This window comes from Streptomyces huasconensis (assembly GCF_021028635.1).
GTDB classification, from domain to species: Bacteria; Actinomycetota; Actinomycetes; order Streptomycetales; family Streptomycetaceae; genus Streptomyces; species Streptomyces huasconensis.
Map to the genome: position 1 here is coordinate 7,603,394 of NZ_CP086119.1, position 19,415 is coordinate 7,622,808.

Consider the following 19,415-nt stretch of genomic DNA (forward strand, 5'->3'; position numbering starts at 1 on the left):
CGCGAGACGGCGTATCGGATCTCGTACCCCCTTGACCGGTTCTTTGGTACATACCAAAATCATCGCGCACCCGTTCGAGCCAGCTGCTCACCCCCCGCGTCGGGCTGACCTTCCCCTGTCCGCAGGCAGAAAGTGACCCACGTGAGACCGCACCGCCCCCGCGCCGCCACGCCCCTGGCCCTCGCCCTCTCCTCCGCCGTCCTGCTCGCCGGCTGCGGCGTGCTGCCCGGCGGGGACGAGCGCAGAACCGTGACCGTCTGGCTGATGCGGGGCAGCGCCTCGGCCGAGTTCGTCGAGCGCTTCACCGAGGACTTCGAGAAGGAGCACGAGGACATCGAGCTGGACGTCCGCGTCCAGGAGTGGACGGGCATCGGCGCCAAGGTCAAGAAGGTGCTCAAGGAGAGGGACGGTGACGGGCCTGACGTCATCGAGGTCGGCAACACCCAGGTCGCCCAGTACGTCGACGAGGGCGGCCTGTACGACCTGACCCTGGAGTCGGCGCGCGACCTCGGCATGGACGACTGGCTGCCGGGCCTCGCGGAGCCGGGCCGCTACAACGGCGCCCAGTACGGCATCCCCTGGTACGCCGCCAACCGCGTGGTCATCTACAACAAGGACCTCTTCGCGAAGGCCGGCATCACCCGGCCGCCGCGCACCCGCGAGGAGTGGATCGCGGACACGCAGAAGCTCAACACCGGGGAAAACCAGGGCATCTACCTCGCGGGCCAGGACTGGTACACGCTGTCCGGGTTCATCTGGGACGAGGGCGGCGACCTCGCCAAGGAGACCAAGGAGTCCTCCGGCGACTGGCGCGGCACCCTGCACACCCCCGAGGCCCTGCGCGGCATGGCGTTCTACCAGCGCCTCCAGGCGCTGGGCCGGGGCCCGCGCGACGCCGACGAGGAACACCCGGCCCAGAGCGGGGTGTTCGCGCGCGGCGACGTCGCGCAGATCATCGCGGTGCCGGGCGCGGCGCGGGCCATCGAGGAGAAGAACCCCGAACTGAAGGGAAAGCTCGGCTACTTCCCGATCCCCGGCAAGAAGGCGGGCAAGCCAGGCGCGGTCTTCACGGGTGGCTCCGACCTCGTCGTCCCCGAACGCAGCGACGACCACGAGGGCGCCGTCGACGTCATCGCGGCGCTGGCGGGCAAGAAGTGGCAGACCGACCTGGCCCGCACCATGAACTACGTGCCCAACAAGGCGAAGCTGGCCCCTGCCGTCGCGGGCGAGGCGGGTGTCGCGGCGATGGCCGTCGGCGCGGCCAACGGCAGGGCGACCCCCAACTCCCCGCGCTGGGCCGCCGTCGAGGCCGACAACCCCATCAAGGGCTACATGACCGCCGTCCTGACGGGCGGCGACCCGGCGACCCACGCCCGCGAGGCCTCACGCGAGATCACCCGGGCACTGAACCTCGGCGGCCTCTGACAGGCGGGCACCCCGGTGCCGTACGCGCCACGCCTACGGCACCGGGGGACCGCACCGCCCCCTACACCGGCGTGCTCAACGACAGCGCGAAGCGGCCGCGCTCGTCCGTCCACCAGTGCGTCAGGTCCAGGCCCTGAGCCGCGAGTTCAGCCTTCACGCCCTCCTTCCTGAACTTCGCCGAGACCTCCGTACGCATCTCCTCACCGGCCGCGAAGTCGACGGCCAGGCCGAGCGCGGGGATCTTCACCGTCTGCGCGGCCGTGGAGCGCAACCGCATCTCGATCCACTCGTGGTCACGGTCCCAGACGGCGACGTGGTCGAAGGTGTCCGGATCGAAGTCCGCCTCCAGCTCGCGGTTCATCACCGACAGGACGTTCTTGTTGAACGAGGCGGTGACGCCCGTGGCGTCGTCGTACGCCGAAACCAGCACCGACTCGTCCTTCACCAGGTCCGTGCCCAGAAGCAGCGCGTCACCGGGGGAGAGCAGCCCGCGCACCGACGAGAGGAACGCCGCGCGCTCGGCGGGCAGGAGGTTGCCGAGCGTGCCGCCGAGGAACGCGACCAGGCGCGGCCCCGGCGTGCCCGGCAGCGCGAGGCCCCGGGTGAAGTCGGCGATCAGGGCGTGCACGTCGAGCCCGGGCCGGTGCGCGAGCAGTGTGTTCGCCGCGCCGGTCAGCGCGCTCTCGCTGACGTCCACGGGGACATACGTGCGCAGCGACGCCATGGCGTCGATCAGATGGCGGGTCTTCTCCGAGGAACCCGAACCCAGCTCGATCAGTGTGTGCGCGCCCGTGATCCCCGCGATCTCGGCGGCGCGGGCGACCAGGATCTCGCGCTCCGCGCGGGTCGGGTAGTACTCGGGCAGGGTGGTGATCTCCTCGAAGAGGGCGCTGCCGCGCGCGTCGTAGAACCACTTGGGCGGCAGCGCCTTGGGGGTGCGGGTCAGGCCGTGCAGGACATCGGCCCGCAGCGCGGCTCCGGTGGCGTCCTCGGGCAGGGTGCGGGTCAGCAGGAACGGGCTCACGCGGGTGGCTCCTTGAGCGGGGTCAGCAGTACGTCGGTGCGGCTTGCGGCGAGCAGGGTGCGGTCGGGCACCTCGCGCCAGAGGGGGTCGTCGTCATAGGGCTCGGAGGCGACCACGGTGCGGCGGCCGGGCTCCGCGAGGTACCAGAGGGTGTCGCCCCAGGCGGTCGCGGTGATCGTGACGCCGTCGGTCATGAGGAGGTTGAGGCGCGACGCGGGAGCCGCTCCCGCGACGTCCAGGACGGTGTCGGCCAGGGCCTGCCCCGCCTCGTCGCCGCGCCGCAGCCGGTGCAGGACGAGCGCCCACACCAGCGCGGAGTCGCAGTGCGCCTCCATCGACAGCAGCTCGTCGGGCGGCAGGCCCTCCGCGAGGGAGGCGAGCGAGCCGGGCCAGCCGCCCACCGCGCCGTTGTGGCTGAACAGCCACGGCCCGTACGCGAACGGAGCGGCCGCCGCCTCCCCGTCCGCGCCCGCCAGTGTGGCGTCGCGCACGGCCGCGAGCAGCGCCCCGGAGCGCACCACCCGGGCCAGGTCGGCGAAGGACTGGTCGGCCCAGATCGGCCCGGTGCGCCGGTAGCGGCCGGGCACCGGGTCGCCGTCCGCGTACCAGCCCACGCCGAAGCCGTCGGCGTTGACCGTGCCGTACCGCTGCCGGCGCGGCGCCCACGACTGGCGGTACAGGCCGTGCGCGGGCTCGACGAGGAGGCTTCCCAGCGGCACCTGCGGGCCGAGAAAAGCGATATGACGGCACATCAGGACACCTCGGGTTCGGGGGCGTCGGCCGGCCCCGCGTCCCGCGCCGTGCGGAACCCGGAGAAGATCTGCCGCCGCACCGGATGGTCCCAGTTGCGGAACGTGCCCCTGCAGGCCACCGCGTCCACGGAGAACGCCCCGCCGCGCAGCACCTTGTAGTCACCGCCGAAGAACACGTCCGAGTACTCGCGGTAGGGGAAGGCGGCGAAGCCGGGGTAGGGCAGGAAGTCGCTGGACGTCCACTCCCAGACGTCACCGATCAACTGCCGTACGCCGAGCGGGGACTCGCCCATCGGATAGCTGCCCGCCGGGGCCGGGCGCAGGTGCCGCTGGCCGAGGTTCGCGTGCTCGGGCGTCGGGTCGGCATCACCCCACGGGTAGCGCCGGGAGCGGTCGGTGACCGGGTCGTGCCGGGCGGCCTTCTCCCACTCCTCCTCGCTGGGCAGACGCCGGCCCGCCCAGCGCGCGTACGCGTCCGCCTCGTACCAGCTCACGTGCAGCACCGGTTCGTCGGCGGGCACCGGCTCCACCGTCCCGAAGCGGCGCCGCAGCCACTGCCCTCCCTCGCGGCGCCAGAACAGCGGCGCGCGCAACTGATTCTGCCGGACCATCGCCCAGCCCGCCGGGGACCACCAGCGGATCTCCTCGTACCCGCCGTCGTCGATGAAGCGCTGGTAGGCGGCGTTCGTCACCGGCGTGGTGTCGATGAAGAACGGCGGGACCAGGCGGCGGTGCGCCGGGCGTTCGTTGTCCAGGGCCCACGGCTCGGTGGAGGTGCCCATCGTGAACGGGCCGCCGGGGACGAGGACTTCGTCCGGGCCGGTGAAGGGCGGGCCGGGTTCCGGGTCCGGCGCGGTGAGCGCGGTGGGGCCCGAGCGCAGCTGGTGCGTGATGAGCATCGTCTCGTCGTGCTGCTGCTCGTGCTGCGCGATCATCCCGAACGCGAAGCCCGCGTCGGTGAGCGGAGTGCCGTGCAGCGGCGTCTTCTCCAGCACGTCGAGGGCCCGGCCGCGGACCTGTGCCGCGTACCCCCTGGCCTCGGCGGGCGCGAGCAGCGGCAGGCTCGGCCGCTCGGCGCGGGGGTGCTCGAAGGCGTCGTAGAGCGGGTCGATCTCGGGCCGCATGGCGTCGCGGCCCGCGACCGCGCGCAGCAGCCACTGCTCCTCCTGGTTGCCTATGTGCGCGAGGTCCCAGACCAACGGCGACATCAACGGCGAGTGCTGCGCGGTCAGTTCACTGTCCTCGACGCACGAGGTGAGGAGGGTGGTGCGGTCCCGGGCGGCCAGGAGCGCGGCGCGCGCACGCTCACGCAGGGCTTGCGGGTCCACGGTGGGGCCGTTCATCGTCGGGTGTCCTTCCCCGAGGCGTCATGGTGTCGATGGGCGTCGCCGAGCGCGTCCAGCAGGTCGTCGGCGGGGCAGCGGCCCCGCGCGACGTACCGGTCGGCGTACGCGGCGACGGCGTCCCGCGTCGAGGCGTCCGCGCCCATCCGGGGCAGCGCGTCGACCGCGGCGGCGAAGCAGACGGCGGCGGCCTCGCGCAGCTCCGCGTCGGCGAGGCCCCCGCGCGCCGCGTCCAGCCACAGTGGACTGCGCGGCGCGGCGGGCGAACCCGGCGGCCCGTCCCGCTCGGCCAGCGGCTTGACGGCGCGGTAGGCGGTCTCGGCCGCCTCGGGGTCGTCGAACAGCGCGCTGGTCACGGCGAGCGGCACGATCCAGCCGTCCTCGCCCGGCTGGGCGTCCACCATGCGCAGCTCCAGGTGGCCGCGCGGACGTACCGGCGGGAACAGCGTGGTCAGGTGGTAGTCGACGTCGTCACGCGTGGGCCGCCGCGGCACACCCGAGCGGGTCCAGGCACGGAAGGTGAGCCCCTCCGGGACGTGCCAGGGACCGGCGCCAGACGCTTCCTTGACGCACATGACCGGCGCGTCCAGGGCGTGCCGGGTCCAGTCCTCGCGCGGCTCCCCGTCCAGCGGCGGGGCGCCGGATCTGCCGGGTTCGATGCCCGCCCACACGGCCTGCCGGGTGGAGAGCCAGCCGGTGGCGCGGCCGTCCTGGAGCGGTGAGTTGGCGAACGCGGCGACCAGCACGGGACCGAGCAGATGCGCGAGGCGCCAGCGGCGCGCGTAGCCGAGCGGGCCCGGCTCCTCGTACCCGGCGTCCAGGCAGATCTGCACGGACGCCGTCGAGCACATCATGCGGCGCCCGGCGGGGCCGCCGCGGTCGAGGCTGGACTCCAGGGCGTCGTAGCGGGGCTCGCGCAGGAACCGTGACGGGGGCCGCCACGGGTCGGCGCCGATCCCGCTGAGGGTGAGGTGGTGGGAGCGTAACGCGTCCCGGACGAGGCCGAGATCGGCCCGCATGGCCGCGACGCACTCCGTCAGGGACGCGGCGGGCAGCGAGCTGAGCTCCAGCTGGCCGCCGGGTTCGACGGTGAGGGACGCGTGCAGGGGCAGGGCCCGCAGCGCGGCGTAGGCCGCTTCGAGGCGGGCAGGGGGGACGGGCACATGGGCCAGTCCGGGTTCGTGGACGAGCCATTCCAGTTCGACCCCGGTGGTGCGAGGCGGCCCCGTCTTGAAGCAGATGCCGCGGACCAGGGCCTCCACTTCCGCCTCGGTCACCGGGTCCGGCGCCTTCGTGCGCGGCGGTGGGCGGTGCGTCGTACAGTCTCCCTCGGGCACGGGGGACTCCTTCCGGTCGAGAGTGCTCGTCACACCCAAAACCTTTGAGGCCGATCGCACAAGGGGGCCCCGACGCCGGGCCCGTACCGGGAAACTCTGTTGCGCCGCCCGACGTGCCCGGCTCACCATGCGTTCATGAACGACACGGGGGAGCGGGCGTGAGCGCCCGGCTGCGCGCGGTGGCGCAGGAGACGGAGCAGATCGTCGCGGCGGGCGCGTACACCACGCCGGGTGGCCGGCGGGCGGACATCGCCGCGCTGGTGGCGGCGGCCCGCGCCGGCACCCGGATGTACGGACCGGAGCCGGTGGACGCCGACGTGCCCCGGCGCACGCCCGTCCCGACCGTCTTCGAGGTCACCGGCGAGAGCAGCCTGGAAGCGGCGCGCAGACTCACCGGGAACACAGCCGCCGCCGCACCGGAGGGCTCAGGCGTCGCGGTCCTCAACTTCTCGTCCGCGCGCAACCCCGGCGGCGGCTATCTCAACGGCGCGCAGGCACAGGAGGAGGCGCTGTGCCGCGCCTCCGCGCTCTACACCTGCCTGCTGGAGGCGCGCGCGTTCTACGAACACCACCGCGCCCACCGCGACCCCTTCTACACCGACCGCGTCATCCACTCGCCGCGCGTCCCCGTCTTCCGCGACGACCGCGGGCGGCTGCTGGAGTCGCCGTACCTCGTCGGCTTCCTCACCTCCGCGGCGCCGAACGCCGGGGTCATCCGCCGCGGCGCCCCCGAGCGCGCCGCCGACATCCCGCACGCCGTGGAGCGGCGCGCCACCCGCGTCCTGGAGACGGCGCTCGCGTGCGGCTACCGCCCCTGGTCCTCGGCGCGTGGGGCTGCGGCGTCTTCATGAACGACCCGGCGCACGTCGCCGGTGCCTTCCGGGCGCTGCTCGGGGCGGGCGGCCGGTTCGCCGGGCACTTCGACCACGTCGTGTTCGGGGTCCTCGACCGCACCAAGGGCGCCGTGACGCGCGGGGCGTTCGAGCGGGCGTTCGCCGGGGAGGTCAGCGCCAGCCGTAGCGCTGCCTGAGACGGAGTACGACGAGGTCGAACCGCACGCGGTCGAGCGCGCACGCCTCGCGCCGCATGCCGCGCTCGTGCACCCGCAGCACCCGGTCGATGTCCACCCAGGACTCCCGCCCCTCGCGGTCCCACGGGCCGCTGCCGATCGGCACCCACTCCCTGTCACGATCGTGCCGCTTGCTGGACAGCCGCACGGCCAGCAGGGTGCCCGCCGCCTCGCGGGCGACGACCAGGACGGGCCGGTCCTTGCCGCGTCCGTCGTTCTCCTCGTAGGGCACCCACGTCCAGACGATCTCCCCCGGGTCGGGGTCGCCGTCGCGGTCCGGCGCGTACGCGGTGCGGACCCGCCCCACCTCACGGGGCGTCACCTCCGTGGTGGCGGTGGGTCGGTGGCGCCCGGGGGAGGCGGAGCGGTGCGGGTCGTCGATGAAGGCAGTCACAAGGGTCACCGTAGAACCTGTCCGGCCCAGTCCGCGGGGCGGGCTTCCCGCAGGGCCCGCGGGCTCGGTGCATGGTGCTTCGACTCCCGCGCAGGGCCCGCGCCCTCACCGTCCTCGCCTCCCTCGCCGTCGCGGCCGCGGCGCTCGCCCCGCTCCCGGCCGCCTCCGACCCCGCGCCGCCGCCCGCCGCCGCCCCACCGCCCCGCACCGTCTCCGCCTGGCTCCCGTACTGGGACCAGGACAACGCCTACGAGACCGCGCTGCGCCACGCCGGCCAACTGCACACCGTCAGCCCCTTCTGGTACGAGGCGAAGCCCGATGGACGGGTCGCCAAGCACTTCAGCGCCGAGGAGCAGCGCGTCATCGACGGACTGCACGGAGCGGGCATCCAGGTCGTGCCCACCGTCATGGAGAAGATGCCGCGCGGCGCCCTGGCCGCCCTGGTGACCGACCCCGCCCGCCGGGCCGCCCACGTCAAGAACCTGCTCGCCGTCGTCGAGAGCCGGGCCTACGACGGCCTCGACCTCGACTACGAGACCATCGCGCCGACCGGCGACGCCGACTACCAGAAGGTCCGCGACGGCTACGCCACCATGGTCACCGACCTCTGCCGCGCACTGCGCGCCCTGCGCAAGCAGTGCGTCATCACCGTCTCACCGAAGACGGCGGGCACCGGCCGCGTCTGGGACTACGCGCGTCTCGGCGCGGACGCCGACCGGCTGCGCGTCATGGCCTACAACCTGCACTGGGCCGAGGGCCGGCCAGGACCGCTCTCCACCCCCGCCTGGTACGACGACATCCTGACCCGCGCCACCGCAGAAGTGCCGCGCGAGAAACTGGAGATGGGGCTGCCCGCCTACGGCTGGGACTGGGCCGTCGGCTCGCCCGGCCGCGCCCGGCACGTGACGTCCCGGAGCGCGGAGGTGCTGCGCCGCGAGGTGGGCGCGCCCTACCACCTCGACCCCGCCTCCAGCACACCCCACTTCACGTACAAGGAGGGCGGCACGACCCGCGAGGTCTGGTACCAGGACGCGCGCGGCACCGCGGCCCACCTGCCCGTGCTGCGGCGCCACGGCGTGGACCGGACCGTGCTGTGGGCGCTCGGCTTCGAGGACCCCGAGCTGTGGCGCACGCTGGCGACGCCGTGACGCGACAGCATCACGCCGCCGACGCCGCGCCCGGGACCGGCGCGGGCCACCGCTCGTACCACCGCTGGTCCGCCTCCAGCTGTGCGGCCAGGGAGATCAGGAGCGGCTCGCTGCCCGCGGGGCCGAGCAGTTGGGCGCCGACGGGGAGGCCGTCCGCCACGTGCCCGGCGGGGACGTTGACGCCCGGCCAGCCGAGGACGTTCCACGGCCAGGCGTAGGGGCAGGCGGCGATCATCGCCCGGTCGGTGCGCCACCCGCTCAGGGCGGCCAGCGCGCCGATCCTCGGCGGGGGAGTGGCGGTCGTCGGCGCGAGCACCACGTCGTACGCCGCGAAGACCGCACCCACCCGGCGGTGCAGCAAGGCCTCCGCACGCCGCGCCAGCCGCAGCGGCGGCCCGCCCAACAGCCGCCCCATACGGGCCGCTTCGCGCGTACGCCGGTCCAGGAGCATCACGTCCGGGACGTGCCGCGTCCACTCGGCGATGCCCGCCGTGGCGCGCGGCACGAACGCCAGGCCTATCTGCCCGTAGCGCGGGTCCGCCTCCGCCACGTCGTGCCCGAGCGCGGCGAGCCGGTCCGCCAGCGCGACGACCCGCTGCCGCACCGCCGGGTCCAGTTGCTTGGGCGTCGCCGTGAACGGCATCCGCAGGGACAGCGCGATCCGCAGCCGCCCCGGCTCGCGCGTCGCCGCCTCGGCGGCACGTACCGCGGGCGGCCGGTGCGGGTCGTCCGGGTGGTTGCCGCTCACCGCGTCGAGGAGCAGCGCGGCGTCTCCGACGGTCCTGGCGAGCGGGCCGTTGACCGTGATGCCGTGGAACGCCTCGGGCCACGGCCACGTCGAGATCCGCCCGCGCTGCGGCTTGATGCCGACCAGATGCGTCCAGGCGGCCGGTATGCGCACCGACCCCGCGCCGTCCGAGCCCAGCGCGGCCGGGACCAGACCCGCGGCGACCGCGGCCGCCGAGCCGCCCGACGAACCACCCGGCGTGTGGCCCGTGTGCCACGGGTTGCGCGTGTCGCCAAAGCCGGGGCCCTCCGTGAAGGGCCACTGCCCCAGCTCACACGTGTTGGTCTTGCCGACGATCACGGCGCCGGCCGCCCGCAGCCGCCGCACCGCCTCGCAGTCCTCGGACTTCGGCGGGAAGTCACCCCTGCACCCGAACGACGTCGGCTCGCCCGCCACGTCCATGTCGTCCTTGACCGCGAGCGGCACACCCAGCAGCGGCCGGCCCGGGAACGGCCCGCCCGCCGCCAACTCCCGGTCGGCGGCGTCCGCCTCGGCGAGCGCGGCCTCGGCCCGCACCCGCTTGAAGGCGTTCAGCGAGGGCTGCGCCGCCTCGATCCTGGCCAGCGTCCGCTCGGTCAGCGCACGCGAGGACACCTCTCCCTCGGCCAGCGCGCGAGCGGTGCGCGCCAGCCCATCGGCACGGTCACGGTCGGCAGTCATGTGGGGGCACCTTCGGTCGACGACGTCGGGACCGCACGTTAACCGGCGAGTAGCCCAACAGGGAACGCCACCAAGGGACTTCGCGCCGATCATCCGCACGGCACACGGCGTGCGCGGCGCCCGCGCCCGGGCGGCGCCCGCCCGCGGCCGCCCCACCGCGGTCTGCGAGGATGCCGATGTCATGGTGCAGATACCGAACCAGCAGCCCGCCCAGCGCTCCGTGCCGACGAGCGCCGACGTCGCCCGCCTGGCGGGAGTCTCCCGCGCGACCGTCAGCTACGTCCTCAACAACACCAGCGCCGTGCGCATCAGCGAGCCCACGCGCCGCCGCGTGCACGACGCCGCCCGGGAACTCGGGTACGTCCCGCACGCCGCCGCCCGCAGCCTGCGCGCCGGACACAGCCGCATGGTCCTCATGCCCACCTCGGAGATCCCGATGGGCCCCCTGTTCGGCAAGTTCTTCAACGAACTCCAGTGGGCGCTCAGCCGCCTCGACTACACCGTCGTGCAGTACGCGAGCCTCGGCATGACCGGCGAGGACGCCGCCCGCGCCTGGGCGGAGCTGCGCCCGGTGGCCGTCCTCGCGCCCGACGCCTCCGCGCTCGGGCCGCGCGGCGTGACGGTCCTGAAGCGGTCAGGTGCCAAGGCGGTCTTCACGCTGGGACCGCAGCGCGTCGAGGGGGCGCACGCGCTCCTCATGGACGGGCGGCGGGTGGGGGAGGCCGCGGCCCTGCACCTGCTGGCCCGCGGGCGGCGCCGGATCGGCGCGATCGTGCCCACGGAACCCGGCCTGGAGATCTTCTCGCGCCCCCGCGTCGAAGGGCTCCACGGGGCGGTCAGGGCGGCGCGTGTCACCGGCGCCTCGGTCACGGAGCTGCCCCTCGCCCACACGGAGGAGTCCGCCGCCGCGCTCGCGGCGCGCTGGCGCTCCCTGGGCCTGGAGGCCGTCTTCGCGTACAACGACGAGTACGCGATGCTGCTCATGCGGGCCCTTCAGGACGAAGGGATCGCCGTCCCCGAGGAGGCGGCCGTCATCGGCTCCGACGACCTGATGCTCGGCAGACTCCTCAGACCCCGGCTCAGCACCGTCCGCATCGAACTGCCCTCGGGCCGCGGCCTCGCGGAACTCGTCGACCGTGTGGTGCGCGACCCGGGCGCCGAACCCGAGGTGCACGACGTGCTCGGGGCGGACGTCGTGCACCGCGAGTCCAGCTGACCGGCCGCGCACCCGTGACCTACTGCGGCCGACGCTGCTAGCCCTCCTGGCCCTGCTGCTTCGCCTGCTCCTCGGCGACCTGCCGGCGGACCTCGTCCATGTCCAGGTTCCTGGCCTGGCCGATGACGTCCGTGAGCGCCGCCTCGGGCAGCGCGCCCGGCTGGGCGAAGACCGCCACCTGATCGCGGACGATCATCAGGGTCGGGATCGACTGGATGTTGAAGGCGGCGGCCAGCTCCGGCTGCGCCTCCGTGTCGACCTTGGCGAAGACCAGGTCGGGGTTGGCCTCGGCGGCCTTCTCGTAGACCGGGGCGAACTGCTTGCAAGGACCACACCACGAAGCCCAGAAGTCGATCAGAACGAACGCGTTGTCCGTGACCGTCTGGTCGAAGTTCTCCTTGGTGAGCTCCAGTGTCGCGTTGCTCATGGTGTCCCTGCTTCCTGATGTGGGGCATGGCCGCTGTCGACAACGGCCGATGGTACGAACGTATTCCGCCCGTCGCGCGCACGCAGCTGTTCCCCGCGTGCACAGGCGTGCCCGGCGCGCTTACCCATGTGGCCGCGGCGCACACCTGACGACAGACTGTCCCCATGACGGATATGACGGATGCCAGGACGTACGACGTAGTAGTCATCGGAGCCGGTCCCGTGGGGGAGAACGTGGCGGACCGGGCCCGGGCGGCGGGGCTCAGCGCCGCGATCGTGGAGAGCGAACTCGTCGGAGGCGAATGCTCCTACTGGGCGTGCATGCCCAGCAAGGCGCTGCTCCGTCCCGTCATCGCCCGCGCGGACGCCCGCCGCGTCCCCGGGCTGCGGCACTCCGTCGAGGGGCCGCTGGACGCCGCCGCGGTCCTCGCGCACCGCGACGAGTACACCTCGCACTGGAAGGACGACGGCCAGGTCGGCTGGCTGGAGGGCATCGGCGTCGACCTGTACCGCGGCCACGGCCGCCTCGCGGGCCCCCGCCAGGTCACGGTCACCGCGACGGACGGCACCGAACACCGGCTCCGGGCCCGCCACGCGGTGGCCGTCTGCACCGGCACCCGCGCCGCCCTGCCCGACCTGCCGGGCCTCGCCGACGTCAATCCGTGGACCAGCCGCGAGGCGACCGCCGCGGACCACGTGCCGGGCCGCCTGCTGGTCGTCGGCGGCGGTGTCGTCGCCGTGGAGATGGCCACGGCCTGGCAGGCGCTCGGCTCACACGTGACGGTGCTTGTGCGCGGCGGCGGACTGCTGCCCCGTATGGAGCCCTTCGCGGGCGAGCTGGTCCAGGAGGCCCTCACCGAGGCGGGCGCCGAGGTCCGCTGCGGCGTCTCGGTCACCGCCGTCGAGCGCGAGAACGGCACCGTCACGGCGACCCTGGACGACGGCTCCGCCCTCCAGGCCGACGAGATCCTCTTCGCCACGGGCCGCGCCCCGCGCACCGACGACATCGGCCTGGAGACGGTCGGCCTGGAGCCCGGCTCGTGGCTGCCGGTCGACGAGAGCCTGCGCGTGGACGGCAGCGAGTGGCTGTACGCGGTGGGCGACGCGAACCACCGCGCGCTCCTCACCCACCAGGGCAAGTACCAGGCCCGCGTCGCGGGCGCCGCCATCGCCGCGCGCGCCCAGGGCGTCCCGCTCCTGGAGACCGACCGCTGGGGCGCCCACTCCGCCACCGCCGACCACGCCGCCGTCCCGCAGGTGGTCTTCACCGACCCCGAGGCGGCCTCCGCGGGCCTGACCCTCGCGGAGGCCGAGGCCGCCGGTCACCGGGTCCGCGCCGTCGACTACGACATGTCGGGCGTCGCGGGAGCGGGGCTGTACGCCGACGGCTACCGCGGCAAGGCCCGCATGGTCGTCGACCTGGACCGCGAGATCCTCCTCGGCGTCACCTTCGTCGGCCCCGGCGTCGGCGAGCTCATCCACTCGGCGACCGTGGCGGTTGCGGGCGAGGTCCCCCTGGAACGCCTGTGGCACGCGGTCCCCGCCTACCCGACGATCAGCGAGGTGTGGCTGCGGCTCCTGGAGACGTATCGCGGCTGAGCGCCGGGCGGAGGAATACTTGCCGGGCGACGCGCGGGCATCGCCTGACGGAGAACCCCTTACGGCGGCCGCTCAGACGTCCTGACGCCCCCGCAGCTCCTCCACGGCGACCCGGGCCGCCGCGCCGATCACCGCGTCGGCGCGCGGCAGCTTGGTGTCGGACCGGGCGGCCTGGGTGAAGACCACGGCGGTGTAGGCGCTGCCGTCGGCGAGTTCGACGACGCCCGCCTCGTGGCGCAGGGAGCCGAAGGTGCCGGTCTTGCCGTAGACCGTGACGTCGTCGTAGGGGAACCCGGAGGCGAGCCGGTGCGCCCACGCCTGCTTGCCCATCACCTCCCGCATGAACGCGCAGCGTTCGTCGGAGGCGGCCTCTCCGGTCCAGATGGCCCGCAGGAGCCGTGCCATGTCCGCCGCCGTGCTGGACGCCTTGAGCGCCGGGTCGTACACGCCCGGGGGCACGACGGTGTCGTTGTCCGCCACGCGGGCCAGCGCCGCGTCCAGCGAGCGGGTGCCCGTCTCGGCGACCAGGCGGCTGAAGTTGCTGACCACGCCCGCGTGGATGTGCGTGTCGGGCATGTCCAGGTCGCGGCAGAGGGCGTCGACCGCGTCCGGGCCGACGGCCCTGAGCACGGCGTCGGCCGACGCGTTGTCGGAGATGGTCATCATCAGCACCACCAGGTCGCGCAGCGACATGGTGACGGGGTCGCTCAGGATGGAGACGCCGGTCGGGCCCGGCACCCGCTCGCCGGGCTCCAGCGTCACCCTGCGGCACGGATCGATCAGCCCCGCGTCCGCGAGCCGGCAGAAGGCGGCCATCAGGGGCACTTTGTAGACCGACCCGATGGGCAGCCGTCCGGTGGGGTCGATCGTCACCCGCGCCGTTGGGCGGTGCAGTTCCGCCACGTGCAGCCAGCCGCGGACGCCCGCGTCGTCGAACATGCCGCGGATCTCGCGCTCCACGCCGCTGTCCTGCCTCCGCCCGCTCACGGTGCCACCTTCCGGGTCAGGGTGTCCTCCAGGAGCCGTGCCGTCTCCGCCGTCCGGTCCGCGTCCGGCCGCCGGGGGTCCCAGGCCACCCGCAGCCGCAGCGGAAGCGGTGGGTCCGTCGTCTGCCGCCGCTCGATCCCGGGGGCCGTCAGCGTCTCGTCGGCCGTGACCAGCACGGCCTGCCCGGCGGCGACCAGGGCCAGGCCCGCGCGCTCGTCGGACACCACCACGGTCTCCACCCGGCGGCCGCGGCTCGCCAGGGTGTCGACGAACAGGTCGTGGGCCGCCGGGGCCTCCCCACGCGGACGTACGGCGACGGGCAGCCGCGGCGTCGGCGTGCCACCGGCACCCGCACGGCCGGCCGGGGCGAGGAGCCAGGTCGGCAGCAGGATCACCCGCCCGGCGGCGAGACCGTGCAGCACGGAGGGGTGCCGGACCACGGCGATGTCCAGGCGCCCGGCGGCCACATCACCGAGCAGCGCGGCGGTGGGGGCCGTCACCATACCGATCCTGGCCCGCTCACCCGCCCGGACCGGCGCCGCCGCCACGCCCGCCGCGAGCGACGCCGGTACTTCGGGGGCGAGCCCGAGGCGCAGACGCCGCCCACCGGCGTGTTCGCGAGCGCCGGTCTCGCGGAGTTCCCTGAGCGCGGTCAGCGCTCTGCGCGCGTGCGGGAGCAGCAGCGTGCCCTCGTCGGTGAGGGAGACACCTCGCTCGCGGTCGAAGAGGCGGACGCCGAGCAGGGCCTCCAGGCGGCGCAGGCCCTGCGACAGGGGCGGCTGGGTGATGCCCACCCGCTGCGCGGCCGTTCCGAAGTGCTCCTCCTCGGCGAGCGCCACGAAGATTTCCAGATGCCGTTCCGTCAGCACTCCGCCCCTCCTGACGTGCAGCGATACGGGCTGCGAATCGCGGTGATGCCGAGATCGTATTCGACATGCGGGAGCGCCGCGGGCTTGACTCCCGAACGGGGCCGGCGAGCGGCACCACGGCGGCCGCGGGGACGGCCGGCCCCGGCAAGGACCGTGCTGGTCAGGCCCGATGTGAAACGGAGAGAACCTTGACGCCCACCCACATCCCGGACCGCTCCGCCCCGTACGGGCGGCCGCGGCGTGAGCGACGGCTGCTCGGCATCTTCGTGAGCCTTCTCCTGCTCGCGGGAGGCGGCTACGGCGTCTACTCCCTCGTGGGCGACGACGTACCGGACGAGGACCCGCAAGTGGCCTCCGCCCGCGAGCCCTTGACCGCGTTCCTCGACGCGTGGGCGGCGAAGGAGGCGCGGAAGGCGGCGCGTTACACCGACACCCCCGACGGCGCGGCCTCCCTGCTCACGTCGGTGCTGACCAATCTCAAGCCCACCAAGACCACGATCGTCGGCGGGCGAGGCAGGCTGGAGACTGAGGGGGAGGCGGAGTTCCCCTTCACGGTAACCATGGCGGTTCCCGGCGCGGGCAAGGTCTCCTGGGAGTCGCGGGCGCGCGTGAAGCAGACCTCGGGGGAGACCGCGGGCGAGGCATCAGGGGAGTGGAAGGTCGTGTTCACCTCGCCGATGATCCATCCGGAGTTGCAGCCGGGCCAGACGCTCGCCCTCAAGGGCGGCGGCTCCCGGGCGAAGGTGCTCGACAGCAACGGCGACCCGCTGCTGGCCAGCAGCCTCGTCGGCACCGTCGACCCGGTCAGCGGCAAGGGCACCTCCGGCCTGGAGGCCCGCTACGACGACGTCCTGTCCGGCGGCAAGAAGGCGCGCAGATCCCTGGTGGTCGCCGACCGCCGAAGCGGGCGCGCCATCAAGGAACTGACCGGCGCGGAGAAGGCCGAGGGCCGCCCGGTGCGCACCACCATCGACCCGCGCGTCCAGGAGGCGGCGGCCAAGGCCCTCGACGGCGTCGACGACAAGGCGGCCATCGTCGCCATCGACCCGTCCAACGGCCACATACGGGCCGCAGTGAACCGCCCCGGCGGCCTCAACCGCGCCCTCGAAGGCCGCTATCCGCCCGGCTCCGTCTTCAAGGTCGTCACCGCGGCGGCCCTCCTCAAGGGCGGCCTGCGCCCCGAGGACCGCGCGGCCTGCCCGAAGTTCGCACGCGTCGACGGGCAGCGCTTCGAGAACCAGGACCAGTTCGAACTCCCGGCCGATTCCACCTTCGCGGACGTCTTCGCCCACTCCTGCAACACGTACTTCGTCAACGCCCGCGGCCGCCTCTCCGACACCGACCTGCGCGACGCGTCCCGCGCGTTCGGCATCGGCGGCCGGTGGGACGTGGGCACCACGACGTACGACGGCAGCGTCCCCGTCAACAACAGCGACAACGACAAGGCCGCCGCGACCATCGGCCAGGCACGCGTCCAGGCCTCGCCCCTGGTGATGGCGTCCGTGGCGGCCACCGTCAAGAACGGCGGCTTCCACCAGCCGGTGCTGGTGCCGGACGCCGTGAAGAAGAAGTACGAGGCCCCGGTCGCCCTGGACACCGACGTCAACGCCCATCTGCGCGAGCTGATGCGCGCCACCGTGACCTCCGGCTCCGCCCGCGCCCTGAAGGACCTGCCCGGCCGGCCCCACGCCAAGACGGGGACCGCCGAGTTCGGCACCGCGAAGCCGCCCCGCACCCACGCCTGGATGATCGGCTACCAGGGCGACTCCGACCTGGCCTGGGCGGTCCTCCTGGAGGACGGCGGGTCCGGTGGCGCCGACGCGGGGCCCGTCGCCGCGCGGTTCCTGCGCAATCTGGGCGGCTGAGCGGGCGGTGGCGGCCGGGCGGGGTCCGGGGTGAGACAGGTCACATCCCCCCATGTCACAGGGGATCGGGCCACCTCGTCCCAGGGGGTGTACGCCACTGACGAGCACCGAGGGAGCACACCATGGACGCGCGACTGAACCTCTTCGCCGACGCCACCGCGAGCAAGGTCTTCAAGCACCTCATGACGGCGGGCAAGGCCCTGAAGGACTCGTCGCTGCCCGCCGCCACGCAGGAGCTGGTCTCGCTGCGCGTCAGCCAGATCAACGGTTGCGCCGCCTGCGTCGACATGCACACCAAGGAGGCCGCCGCGGCCGGCGAGACCCCGGTACGGCTGAACCTGGTCGCCGTCTGGCGGGAGGCCACGGTCTTCACCGAGGCCGAGCGGGCCGCGCTCGAACTGGCGGAGGCGGGCACCCGCGTCGCGGACGCGGCCGGCGGGGTCGGCGACGCGGTGTGGGCGATCGCCGCCCAGCACTATGACGACGAACAGCTCACGGCCCTGGTGCTCCTGGTGTCGTTCATGAACCTCGCCAACCGGATCAACGTCATCACGAGGCAGCCCTCCGGCGACTACCAGGCCGGGCAGGCCCACTGAACGGCCGGGCGACCGGCGCGTACAGGCGGGGGAGCACAGGCGAGAGGGGACACGGAGTGGACAAAGCCGAGGAGTTCGAGGAGCTGCGGCCCCTGTTGTTCTCGCTCGCGTACCGGATTCTCGGCAGTGTGGGTGACGCCGAGGACGCCGTGCAGGAGACCTGGCTGCGCTTCGACGGCTCGACGACCCTGCCCCGGTCGACCAAGGCCTTTCTGTCGACCACGGTGACGCGGATCGCCATCGACGTGCTGCGCTCCGCGCGGGTGCGCCGGGAGGAGTACGTCGGCCCGTGGTTCCCCGAGCCCCTGCTGAACGACCCGTACGACGATCCCGCCCGCGCGGTGGAGCTGGCCGACTCGCTGTCGATGGCGGCGCTGCTGCTGTTGGAGCGGCTCAGTCCGCTGGAGCGGGCGGTGTTCGTGCTGCGGGACGTGTTCGGCTTCGGCTTCGACGAGGTCGCCCCCGCGGTGGGGCGTTCGGAGGCCGCGTGCCGACAGCTGCTGGTGCGGGCGCGGCGGCACATGGCGGGGGGTCGGCCGCGGTTCGCGGCCGACCGGCAGGAGCGCCAGGAACTGGCGGCGCGCTTCTTCGACGCCCTGAAGGACGGCGACGTGCACGGGCTCCAGGACCTGCTGGCCGCCGATGTGCGGCTGGTCGGCGACGGCGGCGGCAAGACCCCGCAGCTGGCCAGGACCGTCACGGGCGCGGAGAAGGTGGCCCGGCTGCTGGGAACGGCCTTCCCCCGGCTGTTCCGGATCGACGTGTCGTGCGAGCCGCGCGACGTCAACGGCCAGCCCGGCGCGGTCTTCCGCGACCGGGACGGCAAGGTCCTCCACATCATGGTCCTCGACGTGCTCGACGGGCGCGTCCAGACCGTCCGCGCGGTGACCAACCCCGACAAGATCGACCACATCGGGCCCGTCGCCGACGCCTGGGCCATCGACCGCGAGGTGAAGCGGGCGCGCAAGCGGGCGAACTGACGCCGAGCGGGGACCTCCGCCGCACTGGGGCACCCCCGGCACCCCGCCGGGCACGCACAGGCACCCCGCAGGGCACGCACAGGCCAGGACCGGGGCGCGGACAGGCAAAGCGCCCCGGGCCTCGCCCTCAATACTCCCTATGTCCCTGGGGTGCGCTCATCAGGCGCACCCCAACACCCGTTCCTGGCAAGGGAGTCCCTCATGTCCGAAGCCGAGAAGCCCACCGTCGTCCTGGTCCACGGCGCCTTCGCCGACGCGTCCAGCTACGCCCGGATCATCCCCGCCCTGCTCTCCCGCGGCCTGGACGTCGTGGCGCCCGCCGTGCCCAACCGCAGCCTCATCGGGGACGCCGCGTACGTCGCGTCACTCGTCCGGCAGATCCCCGGCCCCGTCATCCTCGTGGGGCACTCCTACGGCGGCGCCGTCATCACCGTCGCGGGCGCGGAGGACAACGTACGGGCCCTCGTCTACCTGGCCGGCTACGCCCTGGAGAAGGGCGAGAGCCTCGGTGAACTCCAGGGCCGCTTCCCGGACTCCGACCTCGCCGCCGCGCTCGTCCAGACGCCCTTCCCCGGCGAGGGGCCGAACGCGCCGGGCGTCGACGTGTCGGTGCGGGCCGACAAGTTCCCGGCCGTCTTCGCCGCGGACGTCGACCCCGGCCTCGCCTCCGTCCTCGCCGTCTCCCAACGCCCGCTGGCGGCCCAGGCGTTCGGCGAGGCGGCACCGGTCGCGGCCTGGCGGACGAAGCCCTCCTGGGGCCTGGTCGCCTCGTCCGACCGCACCATCAACCCCGACGTGGAGCGCTACGGCTACCGGCGAGCCGGCATGACCACCGTCGAGGTCGACTCCTCGCACCTGGTGATGCTGTCCCACCCCCGGCGCGTCGTCGAGCTGATCGAGCAGGCCGTCGAGGCCACCTCCCGCTGACCCGGCAGGCC

The 19,415-nt window shown here is 73.9% G+C and carries 17 protein-coding genes and 1 pseudogene; 9 read left to right on the plus strand and 9 right to left on the minus strand.

Features of this window, described 5'->3' with window-relative positions; all coding sequences use genetic code 11:
* The first annotated feature begins 132 nt into the window (after positions 1-132).
* Positions 133-1,425, plus strand: coding sequence for an extracellular solute-binding protein (locus J2N69_RS33925; protein ID WP_408056849.1), 1,293 nt, complete (start codon positions 133-135; stop codon positions 1,423-1,425).
* A gap of 61 nt (positions 1,426-1,486) precedes the next feature.
* On the opposite strand, the gene egtD is transcribed toward J2N69_RS33925, so the two are convergent.
* Genes egtD through egtA form a run of 4 tightly spaced genes read right to left on the minus strand, consistent with a single transcriptional unit; the run spans position 1,487 to position 5,881 of the window.
* Positions 1,487-2,449, minus strand: coding sequence for an L-histidine N(alpha)-methyltransferase (gene egtD, locus J2N69_RS33930; RefSeq protein ID WP_230904144.1), 963 nt, complete (start codon positions 2,447-2,449; stop codon positions 1,487-1,489).
* A complete protein-coding gene (gene egtC / locus J2N69_RS33935; protein ID WP_230904145.1) occupies positions 2,446-3,201 on the minus strand; it encodes an ergothioneine biosynthesis protein EgtC in 756 nt (251 codons plus the stop codon). The genes egtD and egtC overlap by 4 nt, the downstream gene beginning before the upstream one ends.
* Positions 3,201-4,544: an ergothioneine biosynthesis protein EgtB gene (gene egtB, locus J2N69_RS33940; protein ID WP_230904146.1), complete on the minus strand. Its 1,344-nt coding sequence runs from the start codon at positions 4,542-4,544 to the stop codon at positions 3,201-3,203. The genes egtC and egtB overlap by 1 nt, the downstream gene beginning before the upstream one ends.
* The gene (gene egtA / locus J2N69_RS33945) at positions 4,541-5,881 is read right to left on the minus strand and encodes an ergothioneine biosynthesis glutamate--cysteine ligase EgtA (RefSeq protein WP_230904147.1); all 1,341 of its coding nucleotides are present in this window, start codon (positions 5,879-5,881) and stop codon (positions 4,541-4,543) included. The genes egtB and egtA overlap by 4 nt, the downstream gene beginning before the upstream one ends.
* A 158-nt stretch (positions 5,882-6,039) precedes the next feature.
* On the opposite strand from egtA, the pseudogene J2N69_RS33950 reads away from it, so the two are divergent.
* Positions 6,040-6,911, plus strand: a pseudogene (locus J2N69_RS33950) (TIGR02452 family protein).
* Here the strand turns inward: J2N69_RS33950 and J2N69_RS33955 are convergent.
* Entirely contained in the window at positions 6,886-7,344 is a 459-nt protein-coding gene (locus J2N69_RS33955) for a type II toxin-antitoxin system PemK/MazF family toxin (protein ID WP_230904148.1), read from the minus strand. The pseudogene J2N69_RS33950 and the gene J2N69_RS33955 sit on opposite strands and share 26 nt — an antisense overlap.
* Positions 7,345-7,415: 71 nt before the next feature.
* On the opposite strand from J2N69_RS33955, the gene J2N69_RS33960 reads away from it, so the two are divergent.
* A complete protein-coding gene (locus J2N69_RS33960; RefSeq protein ID WP_230904149.1) occupies positions 7,416-8,492 on the plus strand; it encodes a glycosyl hydrolase family 18 protein in 1,077 nt (358 codons plus the stop codon).
* Between the two features lie 10 nt (positions 8,493-8,502).
* Here J2N69_RS33960 and J2N69_RS33965 read toward each other — a convergent pair whose 3' ends face one another.
* The gene (locus tag J2N69_RS33965) at positions 8,503-9,939 is read right to left on the minus strand and encodes an amidase (RefSeq protein WP_230904150.1); all 1,437 of its coding nucleotides are present in this window, start codon (positions 9,937-9,939) and stop codon (positions 8,503-8,505) included.
* Between the two features lie 181 nt (positions 9,940-10,120).
* On the opposite strand from J2N69_RS33965, the gene J2N69_RS33970 reads away from it, so the two are divergent.
* Positions 10,121-11,155, plus strand: a complete 1,035-nt coding sequence (locus J2N69_RS33970; protein ID WP_230904151.1) for a LacI family DNA-binding transcriptional regulator — start codon at positions 10,121-10,123, stop codon at positions 11,153-11,155.
* 37 nt (positions 11,156-11,192) lie between these two features.
* Here J2N69_RS33970 and trxA read toward each other — a convergent pair whose 3' ends face one another.
* Positions 11,193-11,582 (minus strand): thioredoxin, encoded by a 390-nt coding sequence (gene trxA, locus J2N69_RS33975; protein WP_230904152.1) that lies wholly within the window; start codon positions 11,580-11,582, stop codon positions 11,193-11,195.
* A gap of 164 nt (positions 11,583-11,746) precedes the next feature.
* Between trxA and J2N69_RS33980 the strand changes: the two genes are divergently transcribed.
* Positions 11,747-13,180 (plus strand): dihydrolipoyl dehydrogenase family protein, encoded by a 1,434-nt coding sequence (locus J2N69_RS33980; protein WP_230904153.1) that lies wholly within the window; start codon positions 11,747-11,749, stop codon positions 13,178-13,180.
* A 72-nt stretch (positions 13,181-13,252) separates the two neighbouring features.
* On the opposite strand, the gene J2N69_RS33985 is transcribed toward J2N69_RS33980, so the two are convergent.
* Positions 13,253-14,119, minus strand: coding sequence for a serine hydrolase (locus tag J2N69_RS33985; protein WP_408056929.1), 867 nt, complete (start codon positions 14,117-14,119; stop codon positions 13,253-13,255).
* 44 nt (positions 14,120-14,163) lie between these two features.
* On the minus strand, positions 14,164-15,036 hold the full coding sequence (locus J2N69_RS33990; RefSeq protein ID WP_230904155.1) for a LysR family transcriptional regulator: 873 nt from the start codon (positions 15,034-15,036) through the stop codon (positions 14,164-14,166).
* A 266-nt stretch (positions 15,037-15,302) separates the two neighbouring features.
* On the opposite strand from J2N69_RS33990, the gene J2N69_RS33995 reads away from it, so the two are divergent.
* The 4 genes from J2N69_RS33995 to J2N69_RS34010 all read left to right on the plus strand — a co-directional run bounded on the left by J2N69_RS33995 (position 15,303) and on the right by J2N69_RS34010 (position 19,404).
* A complete protein-coding gene (locus J2N69_RS33995) occupies positions 15,303-16,901 on the plus strand; it encodes a penicillin-binding transpeptidase domain-containing protein (protein ID WP_408056930.1) in 1,599 nt (532 codons plus the stop codon).
* Positions 16,902-17,023: 122 nt separating this feature from the next.
* Entirely contained in the window at positions 17,024-17,497 is a 474-nt protein-coding gene (locus J2N69_RS34000; protein WP_230904157.1) for a carboxymuconolactone decarboxylase family protein, read from the plus strand.
* A gap of 56 nt (positions 17,498-17,553) precedes the next feature.
* Positions 17,554-18,477, plus strand: coding sequence for an RNA polymerase sigma-70 factor (locus tag J2N69_RS34005; protein ID WP_230904158.1), 924 nt, complete (start codon positions 17,554-17,556; stop codon positions 18,475-18,477).
* Positions 18,478-18,678: 201 nt separating this feature from the next.
* Positions 18,679-19,404 (plus strand): alpha/beta fold hydrolase, encoded by a 726-nt coding sequence (locus tag J2N69_RS34010; RefSeq protein WP_230904159.1) that lies wholly within the window; start codon positions 18,679-18,681, stop codon positions 19,402-19,404.
* Positions 19,405-19,415 lie beyond the last annotated feature (11 nt).

Excerpts from the sequence above, each read along its gene's own strand:
- egtC (WP_230904145.1), bottom strand. The coding sequence starts at position 3,201 with ATGTGCCGTCATATCGCTTTTCTCGGCCCGCAGGTGCCGCTGGGAAGC.
- egtB (WP_230904146.1), bottom strand. The coding sequence starts at position 4,544 with ATGAACGGCCCCACCGTGGACCCGCAAGCCCTGCGTGAGCGTGCGCGC.
- J2N69_RS33960 (WP_230904149.1), top strand. The coding sequence starts at position 7,416 with ATGGTGCTTCGACTCCCGCGCAGGGCCCGCGCCCTCACCGTCCTCGCC.
- J2N69_RS33965 (WP_230904150.1), bottom strand. The coding sequence starts at position 9,939 with ATGACTGCCGACCGTGACCGTGCCGATGGGCTGGCGCGCACCGCTCGC.
- J2N69_RS33970 (WP_230904151.1), top strand. The coding sequence starts at position 10,121 with ATGGTGCAGATACCGAACCAGCAGCCCGCCCAGCGCTCCGTGCCGACG.
- trxA (WP_230904152.1), bottom strand. The coding sequence starts at position 11,582 with ATGAGCAACGCGACACTGGAGCTCACCAAGGAGAACTTCGACCAGACG.
- J2N69_RS33980 (WP_230904153.1), top strand. The coding sequence starts at position 11,747 with ATGACGGATATGACGGATGCCAGGACGTACGACGTAGTAGTCATCGGA.
- J2N69_RS33985 (WP_408056929.1), bottom strand. The coding sequence starts at position 14,119 with ATGTTCGACGACGCGGGCGTCCGCGGCTGGCTGCACGTGGCGGAACTG.
- J2N69_RS34000 (WP_230904157.1), top strand. The coding sequence starts at position 17,024 with ATGGACGCGCGACTGAACCTCTTCGCCGACGCCACCGCGAGCAAGGTC.
- J2N69_RS34010 (WP_230904159.1), top strand. The coding sequence starts at position 18,679 with ATGTCCGAAGCCGAGAAGCCCACCGTCGTCCTGGTCCACGGCGCCTTC.